A 16291-nucleotide genomic window follows, 5' to 3' on the forward strand; every position below is an offset into this window, starting at 1 on the left:
ATATTACACAATAACCCTTTTACCGACAAAAAAAGTTAGCCAAACATCAAGTCTGGCTAACTTTTTTATTCTATAAGGTTTTTTACGAGCTTAGAACGTTGTTAAATACTGTTCTCTTTCCCACGGATGAACGCTCGTGCGGAACATATCCCATTCAATCTCTTTTGCTTCAATGTAATGCTCAAATAGATGCTCGCCTAATGCTTCTACAATAACTTCATCTTGTTTAAGTTCTTGTAAGGCATCGATTAGAGAAGACGGTAAATCTTTAATACCTACTTCATCACGTTCTTCTTTCGTCATTACATAAATATTGCGATCCACTGCTGGAGGAGGAGTTAATTTATTTGCAACTCCGTCTAATCCCGCTGCAAGTAATACAGAAAGAGCCATGTATGGGTTAGCTGCTGGATCTACACTTCTTGCTTCAACACGAGTGCTTAAGCCACGTGAGTTCGGTATACGCATTAGACAGCTTCTGTTAGCCGCTGACCAAGCTACATAGCTAGGTGCCTCGTATCCAGGAACTAAACGCTTATAAGAGTTTACTGTTGGGTTTGTTACAGCTGTAAAGCTAGTTGCATGTTTTACAATACCAGCAATGAACTGATAAGCAGTTTCACTTAATTCTAAATCACCACTTGGATCATAAAATGCATTTTCTGAGCCTTTAAATAAAGACATGTTTGTATGCATTCCGGAACCATTTACACCGAATAGTGGTTTAGGCATGAATGTTGCATGTAAATTATGCTTTCTAGCAATTGTTTTAACAACTAGTTTAAATGTTTGAATATCATCAGCATGCTTTAATGCATCAGAATATTTAAAGTCAATTTCGTGTTGTCCAGGAGCTACCTCGTGGTGAGATGCTTCAATTTCAAATCCCATTTCTTCTAATTCTAACACGATATCACGACGGCAATTTTCCCCTAAATCAGTTGGAGCTAGATCAAAGTATCCGCCATGATCGTTCAATTCTAAAGAAGGATCTCCTTTTTCATCTAATTTGAACAAGAAGAATTCTGGTTCAGTTCCAATGTTAAAGGCATCAAATCCTAGCTCTTCCATCTTCTTAAGGTTGCGTTTTAAGTTGTATCTTGGGCAACCTTCAAATGGTGTTCCATCCGGACGATAAATATCACAAATAAAACGAGCTACTTTTCCTTTTTCAGAAGTCCACGGGAAAACAACAAATGTATCTAAATCCGGATATAAATACATGTCTGATTCTTCAATTCGTACAAATCCCTCAATAGAAGAACCATCAAACATCATTTTGTTATCAAGTGCTTTTTCTAATTGACTTAACGGAATTTCCACGTTTTTAATTGTACCAAGCATGTCGGTAAATTGAAGACGGATAAATTTGACGTTTTCTTCTTTAACTTTTCTTTCGATTTCTTCGCGAGTATACCCCATTAATTTCTCCTCCTAAAAATAAAAATAATAATGTATTTTAGAGAAAAATTAATTAATTAATCCCCTCTAAATTAACTACCGATTTACAAAAAACCTTGCTAATTCCCCTTGACGAAGATTGGTCCTACCGAATCTGCCCGCTTCGGTAATTTCGTGTTTTAAAATTGATCTTAGTTCCTTGTCAGACAGCTCTGTCTTTTTCTTTTCAGTAGAACTTCTTGCTTCTTTTTCTTCTTCATCCGTTAGTAACAACTTGATACCAGCAAGATTTAATCCTTTATCAAGGTAATTCTTAATTTCTAGAAGACGATCTACATCATTGAATGAAAATAATCGTTGATTACCAGCTGTACGCTCCGGATTTATTAATCCATTCTCTTCGTAATAGCGTATCTGTCTTGCAGTCAGCTCGGTTAATTTCATCACGATACCGATTCCGAACAAAGGCATTGATCGGCGATCCTTATCATTCATGAATATGACCTCCCTTTCATTGATTATTATAGTTTATGTTATGTATACTGTCAACAAAATGTTAGGTAATCTGACATCTTATTATTAGATTACTAGATAGTGCAATATACTTAGGATTTTAAAGCCTTTACCGCTTCTTTCAAAGCTATTTTGACATGGGAATACGTCAGGCCGCCTTGTACAAAAGCAGTATACGGGGCCCGTATCGGTCCATCTGCCGAGAGTTCAATACTTGAACCTTGAATAAACGTTCCAGCTGCCATAATGACTTCATCTTCATACCCTGGCATTGCACTAGGATATGGGGTTACAAAAGAGTTTACTGGTGAATTCTTTTGTATAGCCTGGCAGAAGGCTACCATTTGATCGGCTGTATTAAAGGTAACCGATTGAATTAAATCGGTTCGTTTATCCTGATAATGTGGTTTCGTTGCAAATCCCAATAATTCTAAAAACCTCGCTGTAAATATAGCACCTTTTAACGCCTCACCAACTACATGTGGAGCTAAGAAAAATCCTTGGTACATTTCCTGTAATACATTGAAGGTTGCCCCTACTTCTTTACCCAATCCTGGTGCAGTTAACCGATACGCACATAAGGTTACTAAATCATCTCGACCTACAATATACCCACCAGCTCGAACGATACCTCCACCGGGATTCTTAATGAGGGAACCAGCTATGATGTCCACTCCAACATGTAATGGCTCTTTATCTTCTACAAATTCACCATAGCAATTGTCAACAAAAATAATAATATCGTTCCGTATATCCTTTATAAACCTTACCATTTCACCAATTTCATCCACAGTAAAGGATGGTCTGTCCGCATAGCCTTTTGACCGTTGGATCGCAACGACCTTTGTTTTGCTTGTGAGAACTTGTCTTATTTTCGAGTAATCTATGCCACCTTCAGCTGTTAAGGATACTTCATTATAGGTAATCTGAAATTCCTTTAATGATCCCGTATTTTCTCCTCTAGTACCAATGACTTCCTCTAGTGTGTCATATGGTTTTCCAGTAATATAAATCAGTTCATCACCGGGACGAAGTAAACCATATAGCACCGTCGTAATCGCATGGGTACCAGACACAAGCTGTGGCCGCACAATTGCTGACTCCCCTCCGAAAACATCTGCATAAACTGCTTCTAGCGTATCTCGTCCCATATCATCATAACCATAGCCACTTGTTGAATTGAAGTGGCTATCGCTAACTCTATTCTGTTTAAATGCCTCTAATACTCGTTTTTGGTTTATCTCTACCGTATGATTAATCGAGTCATGAATCACACGGATGTCTGTTTCTGCTTGTTGTGCAATTTTTTCTATCATGTTTTATGACTTCTCCTTTACCTTCCCCTGAAGTGGATGCTGTTGTTTAAGATACCCACTCAACCGATATGTTTCTGTCTCTTGGTCAAAAAATTTGTCCTTCAGTATTGTCTCATGCTCAAATCGATTTAGCAATTGTCCATTACCAGCTACCACAGACACTTCATAGCTTTCCCACTCCGAAATTAATACATCCTCTATTTTATTAAGCAAGAGCTTTACACCATCTACCTCCAGTGCGCTGATTACGATGTAGGGACGATTCATCGGGATTAGGTCCTCTTGAATTAAGTCTTTCTTATTGTAAATTGTCAGCATTGGTATGGATCCAGCATTTAGTTCATCCAATAATTTTAATACCGTTTTTTGATGGTTTTCATTATCTGGATGTGAGCCATCTACAACATGCAGGATAAAATCGGCTTCTTTTACCTCTTCCAATGTCGAACGAAATGCAGCTATTAATGTCGTCGGTAATTGTTGTAAGAATCCTACTGTGTCTGTAAGTAATGACTGAAAACCGGAAGGAAGCTGAATACGACGTGTTAATGGATCTAACGTCGCAAAAAGTTTATTTTCTGCTAACGACTCACTATTCGTTAACCGATTAAAAAGGGTAGATTTTCCTGCGTTTGTATACCCGACAATAGCGATTTGAAACGCCTCATTTGTCTTTCTTCGTTTACGGTATTGATCACGCTGCTTTACGACTTGATTTAAACGTCGCTTAATGTCATCAATTCTTCTTCGAATATGGCGCTGATCGGTCTCTAATTTTGTCTCACCAGGACCTCTCGTACCAATACCCGCACCTAACCGCGACAATTGACCACCTTGGCCATGTAATCTTGGCAACAAATATTGAAGCTGGGCAAGCTCCACCTGAAGTTTACCCTCCTTTGTTCTTGCACGCGCAGCGAAAATATCTAAAATTAATTGACTTCGATCAATCACTCGTTTATCAAAGAAATCACTTAAGTTTCGCGATTGACTTGCCGACAGTTCATCATTGGAGATTACCAAATCAATAGCTAACGCATCAATTCTGTCTTTTATCTCCGCCACTTTTCCTTCACCGAGATAGTAAGCAGAATGGATTCTCTCTCGATTCTGTGTCACTACCTCAACAACTTTACCACCAGCTGTATCTGCTAACGAAATAAGTTCTTCTAATGACGATTGAAAATAATCATCTGGTTGGTTCGGTTTTTTTACTGCTATAATTATTATTTTTTCTTCGGGCATTATTGTATTCTCTCTCCTTGGTTAAGATGCAATTACAATCACTATGAATTGGTCTTGTTAATTCCTGTTTCTACCAAATCGAATTGATATCTTCTAATTTTAAATCGTTTCCTGTTAGTAGTATTAGTTCATCTGGAGAAATATTATCCTTATATAATAAGCGAACAGCCTGCATGCGTATTGAATGCTCGATAACATTCCGGATAAACCGCGCATTGGAAAAATTAATATTTGCAAGCTTTTGTTGCTTATATAAAAAGTTCCGTAATTTCCATTCCGCTTCCTTCGATAGCTGATATTCTCGTTCAGAAGCCATTTGTCTTGCGATTTCCAATAATTGATCGACATCATAATCAGGAAATTCTAAGATAAAAGGGAATCTAGACTTAAGACCTGGATTCAGTGTTAGAAATCGTTCCATTTCAAACGGATACCCCGCTAAAATTAATACAAAGTCATCACCATTATCCTCCATATGCTTCACGAGTGTGTCGATTGCTTCCTTACCGAAATCACGTTCTCCGCCACGAGCTAAGGAATAGGCTTCATCAATAAACAAAATACCACCTAAGGCTTTTTGAACGAGTGCACGCGTTTTTTGTGCAGTCTGGCCAATGTATTCACCTACTAAATCTGCTCGCTCCGCTTCAATAAAATGTCCTTTTGATAATAGATTCATGTCAAAATATAGTTTGGCTAATTTTCTAGCGACTGTTGTTTTTCCAGTACCTGGATTTCCTTTAAAAAGCATGTGCAAGACCTGCTTCGTGTTCGTAAGACCCATCTGACTACGCTTTTCATTAATGATGATAGTTGCATAGATTTCTTTAATTTTTCGTTTTAAATTATCCATCCCAACAAATGAGGATAGCTCTTGATCAATATGAGCAAAAGGGTCTTTGCTTATATTCTCCTGGTTTTTAACTGGATCTATATTCGTTACTTTATTTTCGTTCAATACAATATTAATTTGACCATTTTTATTATGAATCATTTGTGTTCCCAACCTCATCACTCCTTAGTCACCCATAGTATACGTGGTGTTGGATGAAGTTGTGACAAATGCCCATATTTTACTAAAAACCAAAAACGAACGCTAATATAGCGTTCGTTACAGTTTATTCTTTATCAAGATTTACATTTTTAGCTGGTGCAAACGTGGAAATGGCATGTTTAAAAATCAATTGTTGCTTTCCTTCTGACTCCAACAGAACTGTAAAGTTGTCGAATGCTTTCACAATACCTCGTAATTGAAATCCATTCGTTAGGAATACCGTAACCGAAATATGCTCTTTTCTTAATAGGTTCAAATATTGGTCCTGAATGTTTACAGATTGTGCCATCGCACTTCCTCCTCTTTTCTATCTATAGTATATATTTCTACTTAGCGGTTAAGAAATCCTGCTAAATTAGTAAAAATCTCTGCAAAATAATCATCACTTGCTTCCGGATTTGCATGATACCACTTAACATCCATTTTATTTTTAAACCATGTGTACTGTCTTTTTGCGTATCTTCTCGAATTACGCTTGAGTAATGCAATTGCTTCTTCTAAAGCAACCTCACCTTTTACATAAGGGATAAGCTCTTTATAGCCAATCGCTTTCATTGATTGATAGTTTTCATACCCTTCTACAAGAAGGGATCTGACTTCTTCTATTAAACCATCTTCAATCATCTGATCTATTCGCTGATTAATCCGATTGTACAATACATCTCTTTCCATCGTTAGCCCAATAAGCATACTATCATACGGTGTATCATCAGATTGCTGCTGCTGATATTCCGTCATTGTGAGCCCAGTCTTTTCCAATACCTCTAACGCTCGAATTACGCGCCTAGTATTATTCGGATGAATCCTACTTGCCTGTATCGGATCAACTTGTTGCAGTCGCTTGAATAGAGCATCAATACCGTGTTGTTCCAGTTCCGCTTCTAACTGCTTGGTTAGCGAGTCATCACGCTTCTCACTTGAAAAATTATAATCATATAAAACCGCTTGTATGTATAACCCACTGCCGCCCACAATTATCGGGACTTTGTTACGCCCCGTAATTTCTTTTATGTATTGCTGTACATATTCCTTAAAATCCGCTACTGAAAATGCTTCGTCTGGTTGTTTTAAATCGAGCAAGTGATGGGGAATACCTTCCATTTCCTCTGGTTTAATCTTAGCAGTACCAATATCCATTCCTTTATATACCTGCATCGAGTCACCACTAATAATTTCCCCGTTAAATTTCTTTGCCACTTCTATACTTAACTTTGTTTTACCGACTGCGGTTGGTCCAACAATCGATACTACCTTTTGCTTCATCCTTATTCCCCTAAAAAATAATACTTTTATTTATATGCACGATATGCCGATAACATCCATCGATATTTTTCGTAATCTCCAACAAGTTTTACGAGCATATCTTTTGTAGGCTCATCATGTCGTTCTTCTGCGAACACATATCCTTGGTCACGAATCTCAGTAATCAGCTGCTTAAAATCATTGGCTAGCTGATCCATTAATTCTTCCTCTTTGTCATCCGCATTTGCTTCTACCAAAGTCGTCTCTTTTAAATACTTTGACATCGTTGCTAATGGTTTCCCATCAATCATGAGAATCCGTTCGGCAACTTGATCGAGATCATTTGCAAATTTAGTATACATCTCTTCATACAAGGCATGGAGCTGAAAAAAATGCTTTCCTTGCACAAACCAGTGATAACGATGTAATTTAACATACATGACAAATTGATTCGATAATAATTGGTTTAAAAAATTGATTAATTGTTGATTTTCCACCTACACTTCACCTTTCACGTCAAGATTCATCAATCAGACGTCATAGCCTCTTCTTTAGCATTTGCGAAGTGCGGTGGAAATATACCTATTACATGACTCTTTTGAACATTTTTTCCAGTTCATACGTGGTGAAATGAACAATAATTGGTCTACCATGTGGACACGTGAATGGATCAGTCGTTTTCCTTAAATCCTCAAGGAGTCGAAACATATCCTCCTGATTCAAGTAATGGTTCGCCTTAATTGATCGTTTACAAGACATCAATATAGCTGCACTCTCACGGATAGCCTCAACATCAATCCGTTCATCATGCATAATCTGTTCTATCATTTCCCGAATAACTTCTTCTTCAAACCCATTCGGGAACCAGTTTGGGTAGGCACGTATAATAAAGGTCTGATTACCGAAATCCTCTAAAAATAACCCGACTTTTTCCAAATCTTCTTTATAATGTTCAATGAAAATCGCTTCTTGCTTAGAAAACTCAAAGGTAATAGGTAGCAACAATTCCTGAAGTTCATTCGTTGTTTGCCCCAGTTTTTTCTTAAAAAATTCGTACTTAACTCGTTCTTGGGCAGCATGTTGATCAATCATATAAAAACCATTTTCATTTTGCGCAAGGATATACGTACCATGTAATTGCCCAATTGGATACATGGTAGGAACACGCTGTTCTGGGGCTAGTTTTTCCTCGTGCTCGTTGGTTGCTGTAACGGTATTTCTGCCTCGATCCTGCTCTTGGATAATCCATTCTTCGTTTCTTACTTCAGGAAGAATCTCCTGTTCCACAACATTCGTCGTTTGATATGGAATGTTCTTTTCCATGGCAGGTTCAGGCTGATATGGTTTGGTTACTAGATTCGTTTGCTCATTGCGTTGTTCCCACAAGGTGTTTTCCCCTCGTTTAACATCATCAAAGTTCATGGAGTGTTGAACAGACTGCTGTGGTTTCACAACTGGTTTTTGCTCAATTTCAGGAATTAGTCGCGTTTGCCTAAAGGTTGACCGGATTAATTCTTCAACAACCGAAAATAATTCCTTATCCTTACTAAATCTTGCTTCTAATTTCGTAGGATGGACATTGACATCGATTAGAATTGGATCCATTTCTATCGACAATACAACAATCGGTGAGCGACCAATTGGTAATAACGTATGATAGCCTCGAATAATCGCTTGTGTTAACGGGATACTCTTAATATATCTACCATTTAAAATGATGGAAATATAAGATCTAGAGGCTCTTGTAATCTCTGGCTTAGCAATAAACCCAGTAATTTTGAAGTCTAAGGTCTCTTTTTGCACAGAGAGCATTTTTCGAGCAACACCCATCCCATAGATTTGCGCAATGACTTGGAGCATATCACCTGTACCCGGTGTACTAAATAATGGTTTGCCATTATGTGTTGCCTCGAAGCGAATTTCTGGATGTGCTAAAGCGAGACGATTCAATAAATCTGTAATATGGCCAAGCTCGGTATGGATCGTTTTCATATATTTTAAGCGGGCGGGTGTATTGAAAAACAAATCCGCTATCGTGATTTCGGTTCCTTTTCTGGCATCACTTTTACTCCGTTCCACAACCTTTCCGCCTTCTAACGAGAGGAAAGTACCAGCTGAATCACCTTGGGAGGTTTTGATGGTTAATCTACTAACCGAGGCAATACTCGCAAGTGCCTCCCCACGAAATCCTAGCGTATTCACATGAAATAAATCTGCTTCATTTCGTATTTTACTAGTAGCGTGACGAAGGAAGGCTCTTTCAACATCCTCCTCCTCCATGCCGTCTCCGTTATCGGTAATTCGGATTTGCTCTAATCCTGCTTCTAAAACTTCAATCTTTATCCAAGTGCTATTTGCATCGATACTATTCTCAATTAATTCCTTTACGACAGAGGCTGGTCGCTCCACAACCTCGCCTGCCGCAATCTTATTGGCTAATGTATCTGGCATTTGAAATATTTTCATGTGGATAAACCCTTTCTAACCAAGCTTATTTGGCTGGCTGTTTTTGTTTTAGCTTTTTTTGTAAACGATGCAGCTCATTCATCGCTTGAATCGGTGTCAGTTCAAACAGATCGATTTGGCTTAATTCTGCCACGATTTGTTCGGTCGCGCGAGTACTAGTTGAACTAGTACTCGTTGAATTCGACGTCTCGTCAAAGAAGGATAATTGATCCGTTTCATTTGGTTGCACCACTGTCTCAGGTAATTCATTATTCTCTAGACCAGTAAGAATGACACTCGCTCGCTCAATCAAGGGTTCTGGTAAGCTCGCTAGCTTCGCAACATGAATACCATAACTTTTATCTGCTGCGCCCTCTCTAATTTGATGTAAGAATACGACATTTCCTTCATATTCTTCTGCACGAACATGAATATTGCGAAGTCGTGGTAAGCTCTCCTCTAATGCGGTTAATTCATGATAGTGCGTCGAAAATAATGTCTTGGCATGGATATGGTTATGAATATACTCAACAATTGCTTGCGCTAGGGCCATCCCATCATAGGTACTTGTCCCACGTCCAATTTCATCTAAGAGAATTAAACTTCTTTCCGTTGCATGGGAGATTGCATGATTTGCCTCCAACATTTCCACCATGAACGTGCTTTGGCCAGAAACTAAATCATCTGCTGCACCAATCCGGGTAAATATTTGGTCAAACATAATCAATTCTGCTGCATCACACGGAACAAAGCAACCAATCTGTCCCATAATAACAATTAACGCAAGCTGTCTCATATACGTGCTTTTACCAGACATGTTTGGACCCGTAATTAACAGGACACTTTTTTCATCGTCTAGTGTAATATCATTAGGAACAAACGTACCATCACCCATTACTTGCTCAATAACCGGATGACGACCGTTTTTAATCACTAGCTTTTTCTCCACAAATGTCGGTCGCTTATAATTGTTTGCCTCACTAACCGTTGCAAATGCTTGGAGTACGTCAATTTTACTAATCACATCTGCCAAATACTGTAACTTCGGAATTTGCTCTTTTATTTGCTCCCGAATTTCCGTGAATAACGTGTATTCTAATTCAACACTTTTTTCTTCTGCCTCCAGAATTAATTGTTCCTTTTCTTTTAGTTCTGGAGTAATAAAGCGCTCAGCATTAGTCAATGTCTGCTTCCGCTCATACTTCCCTTCTGGCAACAGGTGTAGGTTTGCTTTTGTTACTTCGATATAGTAGCCGAACACACGATTATAGCCTATCTTTAAGGACTTAATATTTGTTTCTTGTTTTTCCTGCTGTTCAAGCTCTGCAATCCACTGTTTTCCGTTTCGTGACGCATAACGGTACTTGTCTAATTGCTCATGATACCCATCTTTAATAATGGACCCTTCCTTAATAGAAATTGGTGGATCCTCTACTATACTAGCCTCCAGCCTATCTACTAAATCACTAGGATATTCCAGCAAATTAGCAAGCTCTTTAATCTGTTTATGGTCAAATTGCGCTAATAACGCTTTGATCTCTGGAATTTTCAATAATGACTTCTTCAATTGGATTAGATCTCGAGCATTTACATTTCCAAACGCGATTCTTCCAGCCAATCGTTCTAAATCATACACGGACTTTAAGCTTTCTCGTAAAGTGTCTCGTTCCATAAAGGCTTGATAAAAACCATCTACTGCCTCCAAGCGATTCTCAATTTGCTTTCGATCCAACAATGGCCGTTCTAACCATTTTTTCAGCATTCGTGAGCCCATCGCTGTTACCGTTTTATCCAAGACCCATAGCAGGCTACCATGTCTACCTTTTCGGAGAATGGTTTCGGTTAGTTCTAGATTACGCTTCGAATACATATCAAGCGATAAATAATGATTTAGCTCAATAATTTCTGCTTGTTTCAAATGATCAAGCGAGCGCTTTTGTGTATATTGAATATAGTTTAATAATCGACTGAACGATGTGATTAATCGTTCATCATTTAAATTCTCACAAAGGTCACGATATTCGCCGTTAAATGATACTTCATCCTGGTAGGACAACGTAACCTGTAAGCGATTGGTTAATTGTTTTTTTAGCTCCTCTGGCAGCTCCGAAGATATGACAATCTCTTTAATCGGTTGATTATATAACTCATGAATAACCGCATCAAAGCCTAATGATATCGAAGCAATTCTGCTTTCTCCAGTCGATAAATCACTATAAACAACCACATAGGTGCCATCATTAAAATGAGAAAGACTAGCAATGTAATTATTATTCCGTTCTGTTAACATGGAGCTTTCCATAACCGTTCCTGGAGTAATAAGCTGAACGACTTCTCGTTTTACCACTCCTTTTGCTGTTTTAGGGTCCTCCACTTGTTCACAGATGGCAACTTTATAGCCTTTTTCGACTAGTGTCTTAATATAATTTCCGGCAGCATGATACGGAACGCCACACATTGGTATCGGGTCGTCCTGTCCTGCATCCCGTTTCGTTAACGTGATCTCTAATTCTCGTGAAGCTTTTATCGCATCATCAAAAAACATCTCATAAAAATCGCCTAATCGGAAAAATAAAAAGGCATCTTTATAATCCGCTTTGATTGATAAATATTGTTCCATCATTGGTGTATATTTCGCCATTACAAAATCCTCCAAAAGCCTACATTTTATTCTATAATTATAGCATAAAATATTGTATAACGATTGCGTAGTTTCTTATTAAAAGGAACTTGACTATTGAGGGAAGAAAAAAACTTACGAGGAATTTTCCCTCGTAAGCTTATTAGTCCTTATTTCTATTGCTACTCTCTAAGAAATCTGGATTTAGGTCAGTTAGTTCATCTTCCGTTACGGCATAATCCCAGCTTTCTTCTTCTTCAAATTTTACTTCCTTTGTATTGACACGAACTAGAATCTTTGTTTCGCCTAGTACTTGAACTAAAAACTCACGTTCAATATCGACCAAAATCTTAGCACCTTGATTAGAGATTCTGCATTCCAAGCAATTTGGCTGTTGTAGTACTTTACAAATCACATCATAATCATCATTTATGCAATTTTCATCTCGAATACCGAGCGGGATGTAATCCGTGTATGTTACACGCTCTGTAACAACTTCGGTTTTCGTGTTGTCGTTATAGGAATACCAAATGTTAATGTCGTAGCTTCCATTTACTTCGACGGTGTCTTCTGATTTTTTCTTGGCATTATACAGATGATTAATTACCCAGCATCCAAGAATGCTTGTTGGTCTATGTGATGGCGAAACGGAATGAGTAGCCTGCGTGAATTTTTTTCCTTTGCCAATAACCGCTTTTGTAATTATTTCTCGGTAGTCTTTATCTAGAAAACTCATAATTACGTTTACCTCCTCTTTTTTCATAGTCATTTTATGCAAGACAAATACCTAAAGTGCATAAGGATTCTACGAAAGGTCACGAAGAAAAAAATAAATTTGGGCTAAACCCTGTTATACCCAACCAATCCAGTGTTTTACACCACAAAAAAACAAGTGAGAATTATCCCACTTGTTCTTTACCTATATACTATTGCTCGCAACTTACACTATTTTTCTCTCCTGAAGCGGTCTTTCCTGATAATGGATCACCACCAGTTGATTCGATCACTTTATTGGTAACCTCACGTGCAATGGTACCGGAAACAAGCTGCAGTACATCATTGACTACTATCTGCGTTTCTTTAAACTCCTGAACAATCGGAATCGCATCGATTTCTTCTTGCAAGCGATCGATTTCTTCCTCGATTCGTTTTAAAGCCTCTCTTTTTTCATAAGCTTGAAAATTAACAGCCTGCTTTTGTAAGGTTTTAATCTTTTGGATTAATTTTTGTACCTTATTATTTTCGTTTAATTTCGCTTCAACCTGCTTAAAGCGATCAATTTCTTCTGTATTAGCAAGCATTTCTGCTAAACGCTTTGCTTCATCCAATATTTGTGTACGTGTATATTCTGCCATTTAGTTCACCTCTACTGTTTTTTCCACCATAACGCCATTTAATGACCATGTCTTGGCTTCCGTTATGGTTACGTCTACAATCTTTCCGATTGCAGCATTTGGTCCTTTAAAATTAACTAATTTATTTTTTTCTGTGTAGCCTGCTAGTACGTTTGGATCCTTTTTGCTTTCGCCTTCTACAAGCACCTTAACCGTCTTTTGTTCATAGGACTTCATGGATGCCGCAGCTTGTTGGTTTACTAGCTCGTTTAGTCGGTATAAGCGTTGCTTTTTAACCTCTTCTGGTACATCATCCTGCTTCATAGCAGCTGGGGTTCCTTCACGAGGAGAATAAATAAACGTATAAGCAGCCTCAAAGCCAACTTCTCGAACAAGAGACATCGTTTCTTCAAACTGTTCCTCCGTCTCGTTCGGGAATCCAACAATAATATCCGTAGTTAACGTTGCATTCGGAATAGCCTTTTTAATTTTTCGAACCAATTCTAAATAGTCCTCACGTGTGTATTTACGATTCATTCGTTTTAACACTTCATTACTACCAGACTGTACTGGTAAATGAATATGATCAAGGAGATTTCCACCTTTTGCAAGTACTTCAATTAAATGATCATCAAAGTCACGTGGGTGTGAAGTTGTAAAGCGAACTCTTGGTATATCGATTTTATGGATATCATTCATTAAATCCCCAAACCGGTAATCCATATCCACAAAATCTTTTCCATATGCATTAACATTTTGTCCCAGTAAGGTTATCTCCTGATAGCCTTGTGCTGCCAGTTGACGAACTTCTTGGATAATGTCCTCAGGTCGACGACTTCTTTCTTTACCACGTGTCATTGGCACAATACAATAGGTACAAAACTTATCACAGCCATACATAATATTAACCCAGGCTTTTATTTTTCCATTACGTACCTTTGGAAGGTTTTCAATGACGTCTCCTTCTTTAGACCATACCTCTACAACTTGAGCCTTACCAAACATTGCTTCCTTCACTAAATGTGGTAAGCGATGGATGTTATGGGTACCAAACACAAGGTCGATATGCTGATGCTTCTTCATTATACGATCAACCACAGATTCTTCTTGGGACATACAGCCACAAACACCAAGAATTAAATCTGGTTTTTCCAGTTTTAATGGCTTTAAATGGCCAATTTCACCAAACACCTTATTTTCAGCATTTTCACGTATAGCACACGTGTTCAACAGAATTAAGTCCGCTTCATTTGTATCGGTAGTAGACTCATAACCCATTTCGGTTAAGATACCAGCAATAACCTCTGTATCATGTTCATTCATTTGACAACCATATGTACGAATCAAGAACTTCTTTCCTTTTCCGATCAACTGCATATCTTCTGGAATGGAAAAGTCATAATGAAACTGAACTTCTTCTCGACGTCGTTTCCGAGCTTGCTTTAAATCTGGCGGTTGATAACTAGTTTGAAAATATTTGGCAATCATTTCGTCACTAGACATTTGCTTTATTCGTTCTATATTATCATGATCCGATTTTACATCCACTGAATCAACTTGCTTGATTTGAGCTTGTTCAAGACGTTGCTTTTCGTTCATCAGACAATCTCCTTTCTTCTCAGGAAAAAAATTATGTAAAGGGTATTCATTACTACAGTATAAAGCCTTTTACTCAATTTAACAATAATTGTGAGAAAACGTATTATTGAACAACAACTATTCATGCAAGTATGAACGATATTATGTAACTTCTGCCCTAAAATAAAAAAGTGCTACGCAAATGCGCAACACTCATCTTACCTACAATTTCATTATCTAGGTTCAACAATTAATTTAATCGCTGTCCGTTCTTCATTATCAATCATGATGTCAGTAAAGGCTGGAATACAAATTAAATCAACACCACTAGGGGCCACAAATCCTCGTGCGATAGCAACTGCTTTCACGGCTTGGTTCAATGCACCAGCGCCGATAGCCTGGATTTCCGCTGTGCCACGTTCACGTAATACATTCGCAAGTGCTCCTGCTACTGAATTAGGATTTGATTTTGCTGAGACTTTTAATATTTCCATTACTAGTACCTCCTTCATTTCCTATTATAGTTCTAATGCTACTATATTCTTGGAGACGTTAGCTTATAACCTTATTATGCATCAAGAATTCAAAAAATTCAAATTTTCTCGGTTGGTAAGATTTGTAATTTAACCAAAAAAAGGATGATCTTCATTAATCATAATCCGTTCGATACTAGTTGCTTTTCCATTACTTTCATCAATTGTAATGACGACACCATTTAATTGTGTTCTTCCTACTTTATCTGGTTCAAATCGCACTGGTAAACTCGTTAAAAATTTCTTTATAACCGCATCTCGTTCAACACCTAATATTCCGTCATACGGTCCTGTCATTCCTACATCAGTAATATATGCCGTACCATTTGGTAAAATGCGATTATCTGCCGTTTGCGTGTGCGTATGTGTCCCAACGACAGCACTAACTCTACCATCTACATACCATCCCATTGCTTGTTTTTCACTTGTTGCTTCGGCATGAAAATCAAGAAATAGTAGATCTGTTCGCTTTTTTGCCTGCGCTATAAGCTCATCAACCTTTTTAAATGGGTCATCAATAGCTGGTAAAAAAGTACGTCCTTGTAAGTTTATTACCGCTAATTCTGCCCCATTTAAATTAATAAACGTTAATCCTTTTCCAGGTGTTCCTTCCGGGAAATTGGCTGGTCGAATTAAATTTTTTGCATCATCAATAAACTCAAAGATATCCTTTTTATCCCAAGTATGGTTCCCCATAGTAATTACTTGTGCACCTAATCCCATGAATTGCTTATATATCTTTTCGGTAATCCCTTTTCCGGACGCTGCATTTTCTCCATTGATTATAACAGCATTCGGTTTATACTTTTCTTTTAACTTTGGTAAATATTCTTGTACCATATCTCTACCCGGTGAACCAAATACGTCACCGATAAATAATATCTTCATGTTTCATTCATCCTATCTATCTAATATGTATGATTAAGTGTTTCATAACCTACCCTTAAAGTCAAAAAATTGCGGTTGCAAAACGCCTCTATGCAAAATTATGGTGAATATAAAAGACGGAG

Annotated in this window: 15 protein-coding genes; all 15 read right to left on the reverse strand. The window is 37.8% G+C overall.

The window, feature by feature from the left end; genetic code table 11:
- Positions 1-90: 90 nt before the first annotated feature.
- The 15 genes from glnA to JF53_RS05595 all read right to left on the reverse strand — a co-directional run bounded on the left by glnA (position 91) and on the right by JF53_RS05595 (position 16169).
- A complete protein-coding gene (glnA, locus tag JF53_RS05525) occupies positions 91-1422 on the reverse strand; it encodes a type I glutamate--ammonia ligase (RefSeq protein ID WP_047981187.1) in 1332 nt (443 codons plus the stop codon).
- Positions 1423-1497: 75 nt separating this feature from the next.
- The gene (locus tag JF53_RS05530) at positions 1498-1896 is read right to left on the reverse strand and encodes a MerR family transcriptional regulator (protein WP_047981188.1); all 399 of its coding nucleotides are present in this window, start codon (positions 1894-1896) and stop codon (positions 1498-1500) included.
- 110 nt (positions 1897-2006) lie between these two features.
- The gene (locus tag JF53_RS05535) at positions 2007-3230 is read right to left on the reverse strand and encodes a methionine gamma-lyase family protein (RefSeq protein ID WP_047981189.1); all 1224 of its coding nucleotides are present in this window, start codon (positions 3228-3230) and stop codon (positions 2007-2009) included.
- Positions 3231-3233: 3 nt separating this feature from the next.
- Complete coding sequence (gene hflX / locus JF53_RS05540; protein WP_047981190.1) at positions 3234-4475, reverse strand: GTPase HflX; 1242 nt, start codon at positions 4473-4475, stop codon at positions 3234-3236.
- Positions 4476-4545: 70 nt separating this feature from the next.
- On the reverse strand, positions 4546-5481 hold the full coding sequence (gene spoVK, locus JF53_RS05545; RefSeq protein WP_236686915.1) for a stage V sporulation protein K: 936 nt from the start codon (positions 5479-5481) through the stop codon (positions 4546-4548).
- 112 nt (positions 5482-5593) lie between these two features.
- The gene (gene hfq, locus JF53_RS05550; RefSeq protein ID WP_047981192.1) at positions 5594-5818 is read right to left on the reverse strand and encodes an RNA chaperone Hfq; all 225 of its coding nucleotides are present in this window, start codon (positions 5816-5818) and stop codon (positions 5594-5596) included.
- Positions 5819-5859: 41 nt separating this feature from the next.
- Entirely contained in the window at positions 5860-6792 is a 933-nt protein-coding gene (miaA, locus tag JF53_RS05555) for a tRNA (adenosine(37)-N6)-dimethylallyltransferase MiaA (RefSeq protein ID WP_047981193.1), read from the reverse strand.
- Between the two features lie 26 nt (positions 6793-6818).
- Positions 6819-7268 carry a Dps family protein gene (locus JF53_RS05560; RefSeq protein ID WP_047981194.1) on the reverse strand — a complete coding sequence of 150 codons (450 nt, stop codon included), beginning with the start codon at positions 7266-7268 and terminating at the stop codon, positions 6819-6821.
- An 88-nt stretch (positions 7269-7356) separates the two neighbouring features.
- Positions 7357-9237: a DNA mismatch repair endonuclease MutL gene (mutL, locus tag JF53_RS05565; RefSeq protein WP_047981195.1), complete on the reverse strand. Its 1881-nt coding sequence runs from the start codon at positions 9235-9237 to the stop codon at positions 7357-7359.
- Positions 9238-9262: 25 nt separating this feature from the next.
- Complete coding sequence (gene mutS, locus JF53_RS05570; RefSeq protein WP_047981196.1) at positions 9263-11857, reverse strand: DNA mismatch repair protein MutS; 2595 nt, start codon at positions 11855-11857, stop codon at positions 9263-9265.
- Positions 11858-11999: 142 nt separating this feature from the next.
- Positions 12000-12572: an outer spore coat protein CotE gene (cotE, locus tag JF53_RS05575; RefSeq protein ID WP_047981197.1), complete on the reverse strand. Its 573-nt coding sequence runs from the start codon at positions 12570-12572 to the stop codon at positions 12000-12002.
- 190 nt (positions 12573-12762) lie between these two features.
- On the reverse strand, positions 12763-13191 hold the full coding sequence (locus JF53_RS05580; RefSeq protein ID WP_047981198.1) for a RicAFT regulatory complex protein RicA family protein: 429 nt from the start codon (positions 13189-13191) through the stop codon (positions 12763-12765).
- On the reverse strand, positions 13192-14769 hold the full coding sequence (miaB, locus tag JF53_RS05585) for a tRNA (N6-isopentenyl adenosine(37)-C2)-methylthiotransferase MiaB (RefSeq protein WP_047981199.1): 1578 nt from the start codon (positions 14767-14769) through the stop codon (positions 13192-13194).
- Positions 14770-14981: 212 nt separating this feature from the next.
- Positions 14982-15242: a stage V sporulation protein SpoVS gene (gene spoVS / locus JF53_RS05590; RefSeq protein ID WP_010093295.1), complete on the reverse strand. Its 261-nt coding sequence runs from the start codon at positions 15240-15242 to the stop codon at positions 14982-14984.
- 129 nt (positions 15243-15371) lie between these two features.
- Positions 15372-16169 carry a TIGR00282 family metallophosphoesterase gene (locus JF53_RS05595; RefSeq protein ID WP_047981200.1) on the reverse strand — a complete coding sequence of 266 codons (798 nt, stop codon included), beginning with the start codon at positions 16167-16169 and terminating at the stop codon, positions 15372-15374.
- Positions 16170-16291 lie beyond the last annotated feature (122 nt).

Source organism: Ornithinibacillus contaminans (assembly GCF_001038425.2).
In the GTDB taxonomy this organism is placed as follows: domain Bacteria; phylum Bacillota; class Bacilli; order Bacillales; family Amphibacillaceae; genus Ornithinibacillus; species Ornithinibacillus contaminans.

Excerpts from the sequence above, each read along its gene's own strand:
- glnA (WP_047981187.1), bottom strand. The coding sequence starts at position 1,422 with ATGGGGTATACTCGCGAAGAAATCGAAAGAAAAGTTAAAGAAGAAAAC.
- JF53_RS05530 (WP_047981188.1), bottom strand. The coding sequence starts at position 1,896 with ATGAATGATAAGGATCGCCGATCAATGCCTTTGTTCGGAATCGGTATC.
- JF53_RS05535 (WP_047981189.1), bottom strand. The coding sequence starts at position 3,230 with ATGATAGAAAAAATTGCACAACAAGCAGAAACAGACATCCGTGTGATT.
- hflX (WP_047981190.1), bottom strand. The coding sequence starts at position 4,475 with ATGCCCGAAGAAAAAATAATAATTATAGCAGTAAAAAAACCGAACCAA.
- hfq (WP_047981192.1), bottom strand. The coding sequence starts at position 5,818 with ATGGCACAATCTGTAAACATTCAGGACCAATATTTGAACCTATTAAGA.
- miaA (WP_047981193.1), bottom strand. The coding sequence starts at position 6,792 with ATGAAGCAAAAGGTAGTATCGATTGTTGGACCAACCGCAGTCGGTAAA.
- mutL (WP_047981195.1), bottom strand. The coding sequence starts at position 9,237 with ATGAAAATATTTCAAATGCCAGATACATTAGCCAATAAGATTGCGGCA.
- mutS (WP_047981196.1), bottom strand. The coding sequence starts at position 11,857 with ATGGCGAAATATACACCAATGATGGAACAATATTTATCAATCAAAGCG.
- cotE (WP_047981197.1), bottom strand. The coding sequence starts at position 12,572 with ATGAGTTTTCTAGATAAAGACTACCGAGAAATAATTACAAAAGCGGTT.
- JF53_RS05580 (WP_047981198.1), bottom strand. The coding sequence starts at position 13,191 with ATGGCAGAATATACACGTACACAAATATTGGATGAAGCAAAGCGTTTA.
- miaB (WP_047981199.1), bottom strand. The coding sequence starts at position 14,769 with ATGAACGAAAAGCAACGTCTTGAACAAGCTCAAATCAAGCAAGTTGAT.
- spoVS (WP_010093295.1), bottom strand. The coding sequence starts at position 15,242 with ATGGAAATATTAAAAGTCTCAGCAAAATCAAATCCTAATTCAGTAGCA.
- JF53_RS05595 (WP_047981200.1), bottom strand. The coding sequence starts at position 16,169 with ATGAAGATATTATTTATCGGTGACGTATTTGGTTCACCGGGTAGAGAT.